At 62.1% G+C, this 14,783-nt stretch carries 14 protein-coding genes; 6 read left to right on the top strand and 8 right to left on the bottom strand.

Going from position 1 to position 14,783, the window contains the following annotated elements; all coding sequences use genetic code 11:
• Positions 1 to 11: 11 nt before the first annotated feature.
• The 4 genes from JOD47_RS15560 to JOD47_RS15545 all read left to right on the top strand — a co-directional run bounded on the left by JOD47_RS15560 (position 12) and on the right by JOD47_RS15545 (position 2,571).
• The gene (locus JOD47_RS15560) at positions 12 to 557 is read left to right on the top strand and encodes a DUF3090 domain-containing protein (RefSeq protein WP_204535657.1); all 546 of its coding nucleotides are present in this window, start codon (positions 12 to 14) and stop codon (positions 555 to 557) included.
• Positions 557 to 1,324: an SCO1664 family protein gene (locus JOD47_RS15555; RefSeq protein ID WP_204535655.1), complete on the top strand. Its 768-nt coding sequence runs from the start codon at positions 557 to 559 to the stop codon at positions 1,322 to 1,324. The genes JOD47_RS15560 and JOD47_RS15555 overlap by 1 nt, the downstream gene beginning before the upstream one ends.
• 63 nt (positions 1,325 to 1,387) lie before the next feature.
• The gene (locus tag JOD47_RS15550) at positions 1,388 to 2,119 is read left to right on the top strand and encodes a DinB family protein (RefSeq protein WP_204535653.1); all 732 of its coding nucleotides are present in this window, start codon (positions 1,388 to 1,390) and stop codon (positions 2,117 to 2,119) included.
• A 56-nt stretch (positions 2,120 to 2,175) separates the two neighbouring features.
• On the top strand, positions 2,176 to 2,571 hold the full coding sequence (locus JOD47_RS15545; RefSeq protein WP_204535651.1) for a hypothetical protein: 396 nt from the start codon (positions 2,176 to 2,178) through the stop codon (positions 2,569 to 2,571).
• A 44-nt stretch (positions 2,572 to 2,615) separates the two neighbouring features.
• On the opposite strand, the gene JOD47_RS15540 is transcribed toward JOD47_RS15545, so the two are convergent.
• The 5 genes from JOD47_RS15540 to nrdH all read right to left on the bottom strand — a co-directional run bounded on the left by JOD47_RS15540 (position 2,616) and on the right by nrdH (position 7,371).
• Complete coding sequence (locus JOD47_RS15540; RefSeq protein WP_239548132.1) at positions 2,616 to 3,035, bottom strand: GNAT family N-acetyltransferase; 420 nt, start codon at positions 3,033 to 3,035, stop codon at positions 2,616 to 2,618.
• A 327-nt stretch (positions 3,036 to 3,362) separates the two neighbouring features.
• Positions 3,363 to 4,337 (bottom strand): class 1b ribonucleoside-diphosphate reductase subunit beta, encoded by a 975-nt coding sequence (gene nrdF, locus JOD47_RS15535; protein WP_204535647.1) that lies wholly within the window; start codon positions 4,335 to 4,337, stop codon positions 3,363 to 3,365.
• A gap of 136 nt (positions 4,338 to 4,473) precedes the next feature.
• Positions 4,474 to 6,624, bottom strand: a complete 2,151-nt coding sequence (gene nrdE / locus JOD47_RS15530; protein ID WP_204535645.1) for a class 1b ribonucleoside-diphosphate reductase subunit alpha — start codon at positions 6,622 to 6,624, stop codon at positions 4,474 to 4,476.
• On the bottom strand, positions 6,621 to 7,079 hold the full coding sequence (gene nrdI, locus JOD47_RS15525; protein WP_204535643.1) for a class Ib ribonucleoside-diphosphate reductase assembly flavoprotein NrdI: 459 nt from the start codon (positions 7,077 to 7,079) through the stop codon (positions 6,621 to 6,623). Before nrdI ends, nrdE begins: the two co-directional genes overlap by 4 nt.
• A gap of 46 nt (positions 7,080 to 7,125) precedes the next feature.
• Positions 7,126 to 7,371, bottom strand: a complete 246-nt coding sequence (gene nrdH, locus JOD47_RS15520; RefSeq protein WP_204535641.1) for a glutaredoxin-like protein NrdH — start codon at positions 7,369 to 7,371, stop codon at positions 7,126 to 7,128.
• A 356-nt stretch (positions 7,372 to 7,727) separates the two neighbouring features.
• Here nrdH and JOD47_RS15515 point away from each other — a divergent pair, with 356 nt between their 5' ends.
• Positions 7,728 to 8,663 (top strand): LysR family transcriptional regulator, encoded by a 936-nt coding sequence (locus JOD47_RS15515; protein ID WP_204535639.1) that lies wholly within the window; start codon positions 7,728 to 7,730, stop codon positions 8,661 to 8,663.
• 91 nt (positions 8,664 to 8,754) lie between these two features.
• Here the strand turns inward: JOD47_RS15515 and metE are convergent, their stop codons facing one another.
• Positions 8,755 to 11,082: a 5-methyltetrahydropteroyltriglutamate--homocysteine S-methyltransferase gene (gene metE / locus JOD47_RS15510; RefSeq protein WP_204535637.1), complete on the bottom strand. Its 2,328-nt coding sequence runs from the start codon at positions 11,080 to 11,082 to the stop codon at positions 8,755 to 8,757.
• A 23-nt stretch (positions 11,083 to 11,105) separates the two neighbouring features.
• Complete coding sequence (locus JOD47_RS15505) at positions 11,106 to 12,050, bottom strand: methylenetetrahydrofolate reductase (protein WP_204535634.1); 945 nt, start codon at positions 12,048 to 12,050, stop codon at positions 11,106 to 11,108.
• 333 nt (positions 12,051 to 12,383) lie between these two features.
• Between JOD47_RS15505 and JOD47_RS15500 the strand changes: the two genes are divergently transcribed.
• The gene (locus JOD47_RS15500; RefSeq protein ID WP_204535632.1) at positions 12,384 to 13,496 is read left to right on the top strand and encodes an FUSC family protein; all 1,113 of its coding nucleotides are present in this window, start codon (positions 12,384 to 12,386) and stop codon (positions 13,494 to 13,496) included.
• Here the strand turns inward: JOD47_RS15500 and JOD47_RS15495 are convergent.
• The gene (locus tag JOD47_RS15495) at positions 13,493 to 14,623 is read right to left on the bottom strand and encodes an App1 family protein phosphatidate phosphatase (protein ID WP_204535630.1); all 1,131 of its coding nucleotides are present in this window, start codon (positions 14,621 to 14,623) and stop codon (positions 13,493 to 13,495) included. The two genes, JOD47_RS15500 and JOD47_RS15495, sit on opposite strands and share 4 nt — an antisense overlap.
• Positions 14,624 to 14,783: the final 160 nt, after the last annotated feature.

Here is a 14,783-nt window from a genome sequence, read left to right as displayed (position 1 = left end):
AAAATAGCAACATGCCCACAACTGTTCATGAGTTTGTCTGGCCTGACCGCGTCGTCGTCGGCACCATCGGCCTTCCGGGGGCCCGCACATTTTACCTGCAGGTACGTGCAGGAAAGCAGATCGTCAGCATCGCCCTCGAGAAGCAGCAGTCGGCGCAGCTCGCCGAAAAGATCGACGAGATCCTCGATCAGCTCATCAGCGTCGAAGGCAATCCCTTCAGCGTGCCCAGGAGCACTCCCATCGAACTTGTCGACAATGACCAGCTTGAGGGGGTCGAGGAACAGTTCCGCACCGGTGTCATGAGCCTGGGGTGGGACCCGACGACGGCGCAGATCGTCGTCGAGGCGTACCCGCTCAGCGATGCGGAGACTGAGGACGAAGCCTTCCCCGATGACGACGACGCGTCCGAAGTGCTGCGGGTCAGCATGCCGGTCGGTACCGCCCGCGCTTTCGCCAAGCGCACCCGCGAGATCGTGGGCGCCGGGCGTCCGATCTGTGTGATTTGCGGTCAGCCCATCGACGCGGATGGGCACACCTGCGCCCTGCCCGAAGCCTGATGCCGACGCCGGACCTGCTGACCGCCGAGCTGACGCTCACCGGCCGCATCACGACGGCGTCGAACGCCACCTTCCTGGGCAGCATCGCCGGCGCGGCAATCATCTACAAGCCAATAGCAGGCGAGCGTCCGCTCTGGGATTTCCCCGACGGCGCCCTTGCCCACCGGGAGATGGCCGCCTACCTGGTCTCGGAGGCTTTGGGCTGGAATGTCGTGCCTCGCACCTGGCTGCGCGATGGTCCACTGGGTGAGGGAATGGTGCAGCTCTGGCAAGAGACGGACATAGCCCAGAACGCCGTGAATCTGGTCGCGACGGGCGATGTGCCGGAGACCGGCTGGAAGCAGGTCCTCGAAGGTCAGGACGAGAACGGCCTGGTGGTCGCTCTCATCCACGAGGACTCCCCCGGGCTGAGACGTATGGCGGTGTTCGACGTGCTGGTCAACAACGCCGACCGCAAGGGCGACCATATCCTTGCGATGGAGGACGGGCATCGGCACGGCGTGGACCATGGGCTTACCTTCCACAGCGACCACAAGCTGCGCACAGTGCTGTGGGGATGGTTGGGAGACCCCCTGACCGGCGAGGAGCTCGACGGTGTCGATCGCGTCAGCGAAGCCCTGCACGGCGAGCTGGGTCGAGATCTGGCTGATCTGCTGTCTGCGGACGAAATCGCTGCGCTCGCCGCACGTTGCACCCGGTTGCGCTCGTCCGGGCGGTTCCCAGCTCCGAGCGGTGAGATGCCCGCCGTGCCCTGGCCGTTGTTCTAGTAGAGCCGTTGTCATCGGCGTCTACCGTAGCTTTCAGCGCCCCTTCATTGCAGAATGAGGGCCATGACGACCTACACCAGTACGAAGGAATTCGAGGGCGCAACCTTCGTCAGGGCAAGTTTCAAAGGCGCCACCCTGCGATTCTCCGATGTCAGCGGTGTGTCGATGCGCGGCGTCGACGTGGACGGACTCGACATCGACAGCCACGACCTGTTCTTCGGCAGCCTTTTCGTCAACGGTGTCGACGTGGTGCCGCTCGTGGATGCCGAGCTCAACCGGCAGTTCCCGGGCCGTGAACTGCAGAAGGCGCAGACGCCCGAAGGCCTGCGGGAGGGGTGGCTCGCGGTGCAGTCCGCCTGGCAGGAGACTGTGCAGGGCACGCCGCCGGCCCTGGTGAACACGCAGGTAGCGGAGGAATGGTCTTTGTCACAAACCCTGCGGCACCTCATCCTGGCGACCGACGCTTGGCTCGGCGGCGGGATCCTGCGGAAGGAGCAGCCGTTCCACGAGATCGGACTGATCTTCACCGGTGCAGGCGAGATGGGTTTCGACATGTCGATCTTCCGCGTGGAACCGCCGCCGTACGAGGAGATCCTCACTGTTCGGGCAGAGCGGCAACGGCAGGTCACCGATTTCCTGGCCACGGCAACGGCAGATCTTCTCGCGGAGGAACGCGAGAACCCATGGGGCGGGGGTGACTGGCATCCCAGCGTCGGCGACTGCGTTCGCGTGATCCTCGAGGAGGAGTGGGCACACCTCCGCTACATCAGACGGGATCTTGCTCGTATTGGTTAGGGCCAGGGGCAACCAGTCAGCGCCGGGTCCGCTCGGGAACTCGTTAGCATGGCGTCATGGCCTCAGTCAGGAATGTCCGAACAGAACCGCTGTTAGGAAGCATCGTCCTGATGCTTATTGTCGGCTACTTCTCGCAGACGTCTCCGTCCGCGTGGGTGGCTCTCCTGATAACACTGGTCTCCGTGGCGTTCGGCATACAGATCGCCATTGCTGTCCGCAGGAACTCATCCGAGCAGATCCAGGGTGCTAAACCTGCACCTCAGCGGCGGACCGTGATGACACTGGCATCAGTGGTCGGTGTGGTTGCGGTGACCCTGTTCGCGTACGCGTCGTACACATTGCTCGTATTTGCGCATTACTTCTCACTGGCTGCCATCGGTGTGGCGCTCTGCAGCGTAATCGTTGCTTTGGTTTCGATTCGAACCGCCAATCGTTCACCCTCGCAGAACTGATGGCAGGCATCCTGCTGCCAAACCTTCCAGCCGCGGTGGGGTCCTCACCGGACAAATCCCGACGACGGTTTTCCCAGTTGCATGCTGAGGACTGTTCGGACGGGAACACTTCCGCCGTGATCATCGGCGACGCGTCGCATCCCGAGCTTCTCAGCAACTCGCTCAGAAGCCCTGTTGTCGGGATGCATGATGGCCACAAGCTCAGTTGCGCCTAGATGTTCTCGGGCAAAGTCGCGACAAGCCGTGGCAGCTTCTGTCGCCAAGCCACTGCGCTGCACATCGGAACGCACGTGGTAGCCGACCTCAAGCTTCTGGGAGCCGTTCACCCTCTGCCATGTCAGACCGCAATCCCCTATGAAGTTGTCATCATGTGTTTCGATAACCCACAACCCGAACCCATCTTCGGCGTAGTTCTTCTGATTCCACTCAATCCATCCCAACGCCTCCTCGCGGGACCTAGTCATCTCACGAAACCGCAAACGGTCGGTCGGCTGGGGCGCTGGCATAAGACCAAGGTATTTCAACGGACCAACTCCCACCCAGAAACCGATTCATCCCGGCGCAGGTCAAGGATCGATCAACGCAACGAACCCATGCCTCATCAGAAACTCAGTACTGTCGCCGCCCGTGATGTACGTTAGGCCCGCCCGCGAGAATGCACGTTGAGCCGCCGCAAGTGCGCCATTCTGAGTTGCCACTCGCGACAACTCGTTGCGACCATTAGCCAGCGTTCGTCACCGAAATGGACCTCCACCGGCCAGATAAAATCGGCCGGACCTTACGGAGCAGATCTAGAAGTCCCAGTCCTCGTCTTCGGTGTTGACTGCCTTGCCGATGACGTAGGACGATCCCGACCCGGAGAAGAAGTCGTGGTTCTCATCCGCGTTCGGTGACAGCGCCGAAAGGATCGCCGGGTTTACGTCCGTGACCGAGGACGGGAACATCGCCTCGTAGCCCAGGTTCATCAGTGCCTTGTTGGCGTTGTAGTGCAGGAACTTCTTGACGTCCTCAGCCAGGCCAACGCCGTCGTACAGGTCATGCGTGTACTGAACTTCGTTCTCGTACAGCTCGAAGAGCAGCTCGAACGTGTAGTCCTTGATCTCCTGGCGCTTCTCCTCGGAAACCTTTTCCAGGCCCTTCTGGAATTTGTACCCGATGTAGTACCCGTGAACGGCCTCATCGCGGATGATCAGGCGGATCAGGTCGGCCGTGTTCGTGAGCTTGGCTCGCGATGACCAGTACATGGGCAGGTAGAAGCCCGAGTAGAACAGGAAGCTTTCCAGCAGAGTGGAGGCCACCTTGCGCTTCAGGGGGTCATCGCCCTGGTAGTAATCCATGACGATGCTGGCCTTCTTCTGAAGGTTGACGTTCTCGGTGGACCACCGGAATGCCTCGTCAATCTCCTTCGTGGACGCCAGAGTGGAGAAGATGGAGGAGTAGCTTTTGGCGTGCACCGATTCCATGAACGCGATGTTCGTGTACACGGCTTCTTCGTGCGGAGTAATCGCATCGGGGATCAGCGATACGGCGCCAACGGTGCCCTGAATGGTATCCAGGAGCGTCAGGCCGGTGAACACGCGCATGGTGAGCTGCTGCTCCACCGGCGTCAACGTGTTCCACGACTGGACGTCGTTGGACAGCGGCACCTTCTCGGGCAGCCAGAAGTTATTGACCAGACGGTTCCAGACATCGACGTCTTTGTCGTCCTGGATACGGTTCCAGTTGATCGCCTCAACGTGCGACAGCAACTTAACCTTCTCGGTCATCGTGACCCCTTGTCCCATTCGCTTGAACTGCCCGGAAGGGCAGTGAACTTCTTCTAATGAATGTACGACGACGGCGGGCCGGCTTTCTGCACGCCAGCCCACCGACGTCGTCGTTGGCTTTAGTTGCCTCTAGCCACTAAAGCATGCAGCTAACGCAACCCTCTACCTCAGTGCCCTCCAGCGCCAGCTGGCGGAGACGGATGTAGTAGACAGTCTTGATGCCCTTCTTCCAGGCATAGATCTGCGCCTTATTGATGTCACGCGTGGTGGCAGTGTCCTTGAAGAACAATGTCAGCGACAGGCCCTGGTCCACGTGCTGCGTCGCAGCGGCGTAGGTGTCGATGACCTTCTCGTAGCCGATCTCATACGCGTCCTGGTAGTACTCCAGGTTGTCGTTCGTCAGGTACGGCGCCGGGTAGTACACGCGTCCCAGCTTGCCCTCCTTGCGGATCTCAACCTTCGACGCCACAGGGTGGATGGACGAGGTCGAGTTGTTGATGTAGCTGATCGAGCCGGTCGGCGGCACAGCCTGCAGGTTCTGGTTGTAGATGCCGTGCTCCATGACCGAGGCCTTCAGCGCACGCCAATCTTCCTGCGTGGGGATATGCACCTTGGCAAACAGTTCCCTGACCCGCGCGGTCTGTGGGACCCATTCCTGATCGGTGTACTTGTCGAAGAACTCTCCGGACGCGTACTTGGACTTCTCGAAACCGCCGAAGGTCTGTCCGGTCTCAATCGCCAGCAGGTTCGAGGCCCGCACAGCATGGTAGACAACCGAGTAGAAGTAGATGTTGGTGAAGTCCAGGCCTTCTTCAGAACCGTAGTGCACCCGCTCCCGCGCCAGATAGCCGTGAAGGTTCATCTGCCCAAGCCCGATGGCGTGGGAGGAGTCATTCCCCCTGGCAATCGAGGGAACGGAGGTGATGTTGGACATGTCCGAGACGGCCGAGAGAGCACGGATGGACGTCTCGATGGTGTTGCCGAAATCAGGGGAATCCATCGTCTTTGCGATGTTCAACGAACCCAGGTTGCAGGAGATGTCCTTGCCGGTGTCAGCGTAGGAGAGGTCATCGTTGTACGTGGTGGGCTGTGAAACCTGCAGGATTTCCGAGCACAGGTTGGACATGATGATCTTGCCGTCGATCGGGTTTGCCCGGTTCACGGTGTCCTCGAACATGATGTAGGGGTAGCCGGACTCGAACTGGATCTCCGCGAGGGTCTGGAAGAACTCGCGGGCCTTGATCTTGGTCTTCTTGATCCGCGAGTCGTCTACCATCTCATAGTACTTCTCAGTGACCGAGACGTCGGAGAACGGCATACCGTACACGCGCTCGACATCGTAGGGCGAGAACAGGTACATGTCCTCATCCTTCTTCGCCAGCTCGAAAGTGATGTCCGGGACAACGACGCCCAACGAGAGGGTCTTGATGCGGATCTTCTCGTCAGCGTTCTCACGCTTGGTGTCGAGGAAACGGTTGATGTCCGGGTGGTGCGCGTGCAGGTACACGGCGCCGGCGCCCTGGCGTGCGCCCAGCTGGTTGGCGTAGGAGAAGCTGTCTTCGAGAAGCTTCATCACAGGAATAACGCCGGAGGACTGGTTCTCGATCTGCTTGATCGGCGCGCCGACCTCACGGATGTTGGTGAGCGCGAAAGCGACGCCGCCGCCGCGCTTGGACAGCTGGAGCGCCGAGTTGATGGAGCGGCCGATGGACTCCATGTTGTCTTCGATGCGGAGCAGGAAGCAGGACACCAGCTCACCGCGCTGCCGCTTGCCGGCGTTGAGGAAGGTCGGTGTTGCCGGCTGGAACCTGCCCTCGATGATTTCGTCCACCATGCGGTTAGCGAGGTCCTCGTTGCCCCTCGCAAGATGCATGGCAACCATGCAGACGCGATCCTCGTACCGCTCCAGGTAGCGCTTGCCGTCGAAGGTCTTCAGCGTGTACGAGGTGTAGAACTTGAACGCGCCGAGGAAGGTCTCAAACCGGAACTTCTTCTCGTAGGCCCGCTTGTACAGGTCGCGGATGAAGTTCATTGTGTACTGGTCGAGGGTTTCCCGCTCGTAGTACTCATTCTTCACGAGGTAGTCGAGCTTCTCCTCGAGGTCATGGAAGAAGACGGTGTTGTTGTTGACGTGCTGCAGGAAGTACTGGTGCGCAGCTTCCCGGTCAGCCTCGAACTGGATCTCGCCGTTTGGGCCGTACAGGTTGAGCATGGCATTGAGCTCGTGGTAGCCCAGGCCCTTGAACCGCTCGGCAAGTGCGGGGGCTTCTGTCTCAGCGACTGTCATGTCCAAAACTCTTCCAATCCTTGGGATACCCGGTCAACGTCCTCCGACGTGCCCATAAGTTCAAATCGATATAAAACGGGAACACCGCACTTTGCTGCGACGATATCCGCGGCAAGGCAGTAGGTGTCCCCGAAGTTGGTGTTGCCGGCGCCGATAACGCCGCGAAGCAGCAGGCGGTTGTCCTCGACATTGAGAAACTTGATTACCTGCCGGGGTACGGCGCCCTGACCGCCGATTCCGCCGTAGGTGGGAAGGACCAGCACGAAGGGGTTGAGGGCGTGCAGCGTGTCGTCTTTGGTGAGGAGCGGAATGCGCGCCGAACGAACTGGCAACTTGCTGACGAACCGGTGGGTATTGTCCGACGCCGATGAAAAATAGATAAGCGACGCGTCCGTTTTCAACGGCTCCCCAACTGCCCGTCCGCGGGCACTTCGACTGATGGTTGGTGTTGTCATATCGACTACATCCGCCCCTCGCGAGTGGGTAAAACGAGAAGTAGACCTAGGCTACGGAACTGACCGACCCCAAGGCGAGTTCATTGATCTTGTCCGGACGGAACCCGGACCAGTGGTCCTTCTCCGTGATGACAACGGGCGCCTGCATGTAACCGAGCGAACGGACCCGCTCGAGGGCCGCCGGATCCTGGGAGATGTCAACGCTCTGGTAAGCGATGCCCTTCTTATCCAGGGCCCGATACGTTGCGTTGCACTGTACGCATGCTGGCTTGGTGTAAACCGTGACGGTCATGTCCCTGACTCCCCTTGTGAAGTGCTGTTATTCGGCCACTGTTGGTGGGCTTCATGCCGCTCTTCGGACCGCCGAACGGTCGATGCGGAACGTGCCACGCCAGCAGGTAATTCGATATCTAGATACTACATCTAGTGCAACGCAGTAGCGCCGACCCCAAGATGATGTATTACAAGTATGTCATTTGCCGCCCGATTAGTCCACAGGAAATCCACATGCGGCAGCCGTCCGAAATGGCTCAAACGCGCCGTTTCGACTGCCTTGGTCCACAGGCTGTGGAGCGCTGTCCACACAGGGAAAGTCGCGCGCGTGTCGTGTCGTCTCGGCGTGTCGGCTGACCGTGAGAAGATGACGACGTGGTCAACCCCGTTCATCTGCGAACGCTGCTGGAGGTCATCCGGCACGGCTCCTTTGCGTCCGCCGCCATTCGGCTCGGCTACACAGCCTCGGCAGTGTCGCAGCAGATGTCGGCTTTGGAGCGGGATACAGGCATCACACTGTTTACGCGGTCCGCGCGAAGCGCGGTTCCCACGGAAGCCGCCGTCGTCATGGCACGCCACGCCACCAAGGTGCTGACCGACATCGACACCCTCATGGCCTCCACCGCCAAGGCCGGAGCCGCGGTGACGCAGGAACTGCGGCTCGGCATCTTCCCCAGTCTTGCCACCTTTGCACTCCCCCGCCTCATCCGCACTCCCCAGTGGAAACAGCTGGGCATCAACCTGAAGGTCTTCGTCGGCGAGCCGTCGCAGACCATTCATGGCCTACGGAACGGTGGTGAACTCGATCTCGCCCTGGTATTCCAGGTGGGGCAGGGAGGGTTGGCCTGGCCGTCGTCGGTGAGCCGGCAGTGGATCGGCGATGACAATTTCCGAGTGGTCTTACCGGCGGCCTGGGGAATCGCGGAAGGGTCCGCCGTGTCCGCGGGGCAGTTGGCGGACATGCCCTGGATCATGCACCACCCCGGGACCTTGGATGCAACGGTCATTGAGAGGTTGTTTGCCAGCTGCAACCTGCACCCGCACATCGCGGCCTACTGCGATGACTTCAATGCCAGCCTGGCCATGGCCGCGGCCGGTATGGGCGCTGCACTGGTTCCCGAACTGGCGATGCTTCGCGCGCCGGAGGGAATCGTCGCTCTCGATGTTCCCGAGATCCGCCTCGCCCGCAGCATCTTTGCGCTGCAGATCGCCGGGAAGCAGACCACGCAGGTGCGCCTCTTCATGGACCAGCTTGCCGACGTCCTGAAGGACCGGCGGATCGCCCCGCGGACGAGCAGCCGGCCAGCGTAGGGATAGCTAAAACGCCGCTGAGTGCGCAGATGAACCCGAAGACCTTGCGGCGCAGCGTGTTCATCCACGCACTCAGCGGATGTGAGGGCGTCTAGGAAACCGGCGCCTCAAGCTGGGAACGGACGGTAATCGTGGCGTTGACGAGGTTCCGCAGCGACTCCTCGGTCTCTGTGTAGCCGCGGGTCTTCAAGCCGCAGTCCGGATTGACCCAGAGCTGGCGTGCCGGAACATGCTGCACAGCCTTCTCCAGCAACTCGGCGACCTCATCCTGACCCGGCACTCGCGGCGAGTGGATGTCGTAGACACCCGGACCTACGCCGCGCTGGAAGCCGTGCGCCTCAAGGTCGTGCACGACCTCCATGCGGGACCGCGCTGCCTCGATCGAGGTGACATCGGCATCGAGGCCGTCAATCGCGTCGATGATTGCTCCGAACTCGGAGTAGCACAGGTGGGTGTGGATCTGCGTCTCGGGAGCGGCGGACGCCGTCGAGAGTTTGAAAGAGTTGACGGACCATTCGAGGTACTCGGGCTGGTCCTCCGTGCGCAGCGGCAGAAGTTCACGCAGAGCCGGCTCATCCACCTGGATCACCTTGATACCGGCGGCTTCCAGATCAGTCACCTCATCGCGCAGGGCCAGTGCCACCTGGTTTGCGGTGTCGCCCAGCGGCTGGTCATCGCGGACAAAGGACCACGCGAGGATGGTCACAGGACCGGTCAGCATGCCCTTGACCGGCTTGTCGGTAAGCGACTGGGCGAACTCCGTCCAGGGAACGGTGATCGGCGCCGGCCGGCTGACGTCACCCCACAGGATCGACGGCCGGGTGCAGCGCGAACCGTAGGACTGGACCCAGCCGTGGACGGTCACGTCGAAGCCGTCGAGGTTCTCGGCGAAGTACTGGACCATGTCGTTGCGCTCCGGCTCACCGTGCACCAAGACGTCAAAGCCGAGCTCTTCCTGCAGGTCGATGACGCGCTTGATCTCGTCCTTCATGAGCTGCGTGTATTGCTCTGCAGTCAGGTCGCCCTTATTGGCACGCGCGCGCGCCGAGCGAACCTCCGAGGTCTGCGGGAAGGATCCGATGGTGGTGGTCGGGAGGGCAGGCAGCTTCAGCGCGTCCTCCTGGGCGGTGAGCCTCACCGCGTAGTCGCCGCGTGAAAAGTCCGACGGCGTCAGGGCAGCAGCGCGGTTCCGCACCTCGGCGCGGTTCACGCCGGCAGCTCCCGCACGGGATGCCAATACCTCATCGGTTGCGGCGATCTCTACGTCGATGGCTCCCCGGTTTCCGATCGCCCGTGCGAGCGTGACCACCTCGGTGACCTTCTGGTCAGCGAATGCCAGCCAGCTGCGTAGCTGGGCGTCAAGCTGCTGCTCATCCTCGACGTCGTGCGGCACGTGCTGCAGCGAGGTGGAGGTGGAGACCGCGATAGTCGGCACAGCCGCCTCCAGCTCAGCCAGCTTGTAGGCAGCGGAACCGAGGTCGGCCTTCCAGATGTTGTGCCCGTCCACGAGGCCGGCAACAAGGGTGGTCGAACCGAACTTCGCAAGATCCTCATCGGCGGGCACGGCGCCCTTGAAGACGTCAATGTGCAGCGCGTCAATGTCGGTTCCGGCAATCACCGGCAGCAGCGAACCCAGCGACCCGTACTGGCTGGTGACCAGGATGGCCGGGCGCTTCGTCGCGTTTGTGGCCAGCGCGGCGTAGGTACGCTCGACGGCGGCCGCCACCTCATTCTCGTCGATTGCCTGGTCTGCCACCAGGGACGGCTCCTCGAGCTGAACCCACTCAACGCCGGCGTCGGCAAGCTTGCCGAGCAGCTCCACGTACAGCGGAAGCAGGTCATCCAGGCGGCTCAGCGGATTGAAGCCAACAGGAGCCTCGTCCGCGGCTTTGCTGAGCAACAGGAACGTGACAGGTCCGATCAGGGTCGGCCGCACCGAGTACCCTGCCGCAGCGGCTTCAGCGACGTCGCGCAAAATCCAGTCGTTCGCCAGCGAGAAGACAGTCTCGGGACCGATCTCGGGGACCAGGTAGTGGTAGTTGGTGTCGAACCACTTGGTCATTTCGAGCGGCTGGCGCTCCTTGTCACCGCGGGCGAGCGTGAAGTAGGCATCCAGGCCAAGCGAGCCGTCGCCGTCGTACAGGTCTTTGAACCTCTCCGACACGGCGCCGAAGGTGACTGCGGTGTCCAGCACCTGGTCGTAGAGGGAGAACGACGCCGGGATGGAGTAGTTGCCGGCCTCCAGCCCCAGCTCGCTCAGGCGGGCGTAGGAGGCTGCGCGGAGCTCTGCTGCGGTTGTCTCGAGCTCGGCGGCGGAGGTGCGGCCGGCCCAGTAGGCCTCGACAGCCTTCTTCAGCTCACGGCGGCGGCCGATGCGGGGATATCCGACGATAGTGGCCTTCGGGAATGCGGTTGTCATAGGGATGTCCTTCGTTAGGTTCGTTAGGCGGTTCGGCTGAGTCCACCCGGAACGGGAGGACGGCGGAGCTGAAGGTTCTCGAGTACGTCAAGCGCCGCGGCGTGCTCGTTGAAGGTGTAGAGGTGGATTCCCGGCGCGCCGGCGTCGAGCGCAGCATTGGCAAGGTCCACGGTTGCCTGCACGCCGACGCGGCGGGCGGCGTCGTCGTCGTCAGCTGCTGCCAGCCGGTTCCGCAACTGGTAATCCATCTCGATGCCCGCAAGCTCAGCCAGGCGGTCAAGCCGGCGCACGCTGGTGAGCGGCATGACGCCGGGGATGATCGGAATCTCGACGCCGGCACGACGGGCAGCGGATACCAGCCGCCGATAGTGGTCGGGGAAGAAAAATACCTGGGTGATCGCGAAATCGGCGCCCGCGGCCTGCTTGGCCAGCAGCGCCTCGATATCGTGACCGAAACTGGGTGATTCCGGGTGCCTGGTGGCGTAGGCAGCGACGCCGACAGCGAGCCGTCCCGCGCACAGGTGTGCGGTCCGCCGGCGCTCGGCCTGACGGACGAGTTTCACCAGGTCGCTGGCGTAGGACAGGTCCCCCGGGCCCACGCTTGGGTCCTTCGGAGTGTCGCCGCGGAGGGCAAGAATACCCCGGACGCCGAGGGTGATGAGCTCGTCCACGAGATCCAGCAGATACTCGCGGCTATTGCCGACACAGGTCAGGTGTGCCAGCGGCCGCAGTGAGGAGTCTGAGAGGAGCCGGGAGAGCAGTTCGACGGCGGTGTCCCGGTTGGAGCCGGACGCGCCGTAGGTCACGGACACATAGTCCGGACTGGTCTGCTCCAGTTCGCGGATGGTGCGCCAGAGGGTTTCAGCCGCAGCGGTACTGCGGGGAGGATAAAGCTCATAGGACAGGGCAGGGTACGGCTCGGAAGCCGGGGGCCCTACGGAATGGACGGACTTGGCTGGTGGTGACATTCGTATCCTCGGTCGTTAGGACATCCGGTTGCCGCGCACAAGACGTACGCAGGTGAAGCCGGAATGAAATAAGGGGAAGGAGGCAGGAGAAGGCCCAGACAACCACGCGGCCGCGCGGAAGGGAACTCCTGCGAAACAAATGTCAGGCCCACATGGGGGCACCCACACTCCCTCGATGGGGAGTCGCTGACCCGTTACGGAAGTAACTTGACCTGAACGTTACGGCACCGGCGAGCACGCCATCAAGAATGTTGCATACGCGCGAAATATTTCGTTCCAGTCTCCGGGGCCCGCGTCCACTGGACTCTCATAATCGGTTGTCATACTTCATATATGCCAAGCTTACTTACTGGTTTGCAGACCGGAACCCGCGCGAGGAAGCTGATCACCCATGAGCGGGTGCTCCTGGCGGTCAAGACAGCCCTTGCTGCCGCCATCGCCTGGTGGATCGCGCTGCGTGTGCCCGGTGTCGCTGCCCAATACCCGTACTACGCGCCGCTCGGCGCCGTGGCCTGTATGTACCCGACCGTTGCCGGTTCTGCCCGTCAGGGCCTCCAAACCCTCATCGGCCTGGCCGTCGGGTTTGCGCTGGCATTCCCCATCATCCTCATCGGTGACGTCTCGGTCTTTTCCGTGGCCATCGTCGTCGGCGTGGGCGTCCTTGCGGCTGGTCTACCCAAGCTCGGTGCGGGCCGGGACTGGATTCCGATCGCCTCGCTGTTTGTGCTCCTCATCGGAGGCGAGAACCCGGAGGAATACTCCTACGGATACCTCCTTCAGATGCTGGTCGGAGTGGTGGTGGGACTCTCCGTCAACATGCTGGTATTCCCGCCCCTTCACCTCGACGGCGCCATCCGCGGTCTCCAGAACTTCCGGGAACTGTTGGCGCGCCAGCTCTCGGACATGGCGGCGGCCCTGGGTGAGTCCTGGCCGCCTGAGCACGAGGAGTGGTCCGAACGCACGAGCCGCATGTCCGATTTGGGTCAGGAAGTGCGTACGGCCGTTCAGCTCGCAGACAGCAGCCGGCACGGAAACCCACGACGGCTACGCCACAACCGTGATCTGGGTGCGGACTACCAGAGGTTGCAGGCGATGGAACGGGTAGCGTTCCACGTCCAGGACATGACTGAGGTGCTGGCCGGAGTCATCTGGCACACACCGGAATCCACGCCCCTGCCACCCGCGCTGATCGAACCCCTGAGCAAAGCAATCGACCGCACAGCTGATGCGCTCAACGAATGGGATCCAGAAGGCCGCACCATGGAAGAGGCGGAGGCAGCTGTGGAACACCTGATGCAGGACATCAACTCCGCCGACGGCAAAGACCGGATCCAGGCCACGGCTGCCCTTGGTATGGACCTGCGGCGGATCCTGCTGACGGTGCGTTCAGACTCCCATTCGCCCCACGAGGAAGCCGCGCCGGAGTCCGAAGAGCGCCAGAGTTAGGCTTCGTCCTCCGGGTCAATCCGTACAGCGCCTTCCAGGATCCCGAGCTCGCTCAGCTGCTCGGACATGCCCGCGCCGTCCCTCGCGTAAATCCACGGAATGCCGGGAGTGGAACGGGTAGGGCTTCCCTTGGACCGGCCACCGGCCAGTACCGCCTCGCTTGGGGAGAGTTGGCGGATGGCAATTGCCCGCACGTTCCCCGGATGGTTTCGGGCGAATTCGGCGTAGATCGCCTCGTCATGCTGACCGTCATCGCCCACCAGCAGCCACTTCACCGAGGGAAACTCCTCGGCAAGCTGCTCGAGCGAGGATCGCTTGTGCTCCTGCCCGCTGCGGAACCAGCGGTCGCGGGTGGGGCCCCAATCGGTCAACAGTTTCGGCCCGGCCGGATACAGATTTCTCGACAGGAAACGGGTCAGGGCGGGCGCCACGTTCCAGGCGCCCGTGGAGAGGTACAGGACGGGCGCCGCGGGATTCTTGCGCACGATCCTCTCCATGAGCACAGACATGCCGGGAGTGGGTGTGCGCGCATGCTCATCGAGCACAAATGTGTTCCAGGCCGCGAGGAATGGCCGCGGCAGCGCAGTCACCATCACAGTGTCATCAATGTCCGAGACGACTCCGAAGGTCACGTCATCCTGCACAACACGTACGGGAGCGTCTGCCACCACCGAGTCACCTGACTTGATCCGGACTGTATGCCACCCCGGTTCCAGTGACGCTTGCACGTGGATGTCGATGACACCGCCCCGGTCCGCATGCACGACGGCGCTGGTTCCGTCGACTTCAAGCGTCACCTCCGCGTAGCGGACCGGGGCACTGACGAAGTTGCGCCACCCCCGCAGCCCCTCCTTGATGGGTTTCATCATCTCGTTGCCTTCGAGCGGCTGGAGATCCCGGGGGTTGGAGAGCACAACCCGTGCGAGGACACGGATCCAGGTAGTGGTGCCATAGCCGGTGTACGGGATGATCGTCTCGACGCGGCCCCGCTGTTCCGCGATGCGGGTCTGCAGTGCATGCCACGTATCGCCGATCATCAGACCGAGATGGGTTCGCTCACGCACCTCATCTTCATGCGGAGGTAGCGGGGGCACGGGAGGCTCGGATGATGCCTTGTCGAATGCCATGCGACCAGTCTTGCACGGTCAGCCGCCTGCCGACCGGAAGAATCCCTCAGGCGATGGCTTCGGCGTGCTGCTCCACCTGTTTCCAGACTGTGACCGTTCGATGGCCCGGATTGAGAAAGGCGTGGTTCTGGGAAGTAACTGTTTCAGCAGTTTTGCTTTC

This window comes from Arthrobacter tumbae (genome assembly GCF_016907495.1).
GTDB classification, from domain to species: Bacteria; Actinomycetota; Actinomycetes; order Actinomycetales; family Micrococcaceae; genus Arthrobacter_D; species Arthrobacter_D tumbae.
The sequence above is the reverse complement of the archived record's forward strand: the minus strand, read 5'-3'. Positions and strand labels throughout refer to the sequence as shown.

Coding starts and splice junctions, on each gene's coding strand:
- nrdI (WP_204535643.1), bottom strand. CDS start 7,079: ATGACAACACCAACCATCAGTCGAAGTGCCCGCGGACGGGCAGTTGGG.
- metE (WP_204535637.1), bottom strand. CDS start 11,082: ATGACAACCGCATTCCCGAAGGCCACTATCGTCGGATATCCCCGCATC.
- JOD47_RS15550 (WP_204535653.1), top strand. CDS start 1,388: ATGACGACCTACACCAGTACGAAGGAATTCGAGGGCGCAACCTTCGTC.
- JOD47_RS15540 (WP_239548132.1), bottom strand. CDS start 3,035: ATGACTAGGTCCCGCGAGGAGGCGTTGGGATGGATTGAGTGGAATCAG.
- JOD47_RS15505 (WP_204535634.1), bottom strand. CDS start 12,050: ATGTCACCACCAGCCAAGTCCGTCCATTCCGTAGGGCCCCCGGCTTCC.
- JOD47_RS15545 (WP_204535651.1), top strand. CDS start 2,176: ATGGCCTCAGTCAGGAATGTCCGAACAGAACCGCTGTTAGGAAGCATC.
- nrdH (WP_204535641.1), bottom strand. CDS start 7,371: ATGACCGTCACGGTTTACACCAAGCCAGCATGCGTACAGTGCAACGCA.
- JOD47_RS15495 (WP_204535630.1), bottom strand. CDS start 14,623: ATGGCATTCGACAAGGCATCATCCGAGCCTCCCGTGCCCCCGCTACCT.
- JOD47_RS15555 (WP_204535655.1), top strand. CDS start 557: ATGCCGACGCCGGACCTGCTGACCGCCGAGCTGACGCTCACCGGCCGC.
- nrdF (WP_204535647.1), bottom strand. CDS start 4,337: ATGACCGAGAAGGTTAAGTTGCTGTCGCACGTTGAGGCGATCAACTGG.
- nrdE (WP_204535645.1), bottom strand. CDS start 6,624: ATGACAGTCGCTGAGACAGAAGCCCCCGCACTTGCCGAGCGGTTCAAG.
- JOD47_RS15500 (WP_204535632.1), top strand. CDS start 12,384: ATGCCAAGCTTACTTACTGGTTTGCAGACCGGAACCCGCGCGAGGAAG.
- JOD47_RS15560 (WP_204535657.1), top strand. CDS start 12: ATGCCCACAACTGTTCATGAGTTTGTCTGGCCTGACCGCGTCGTCGTC.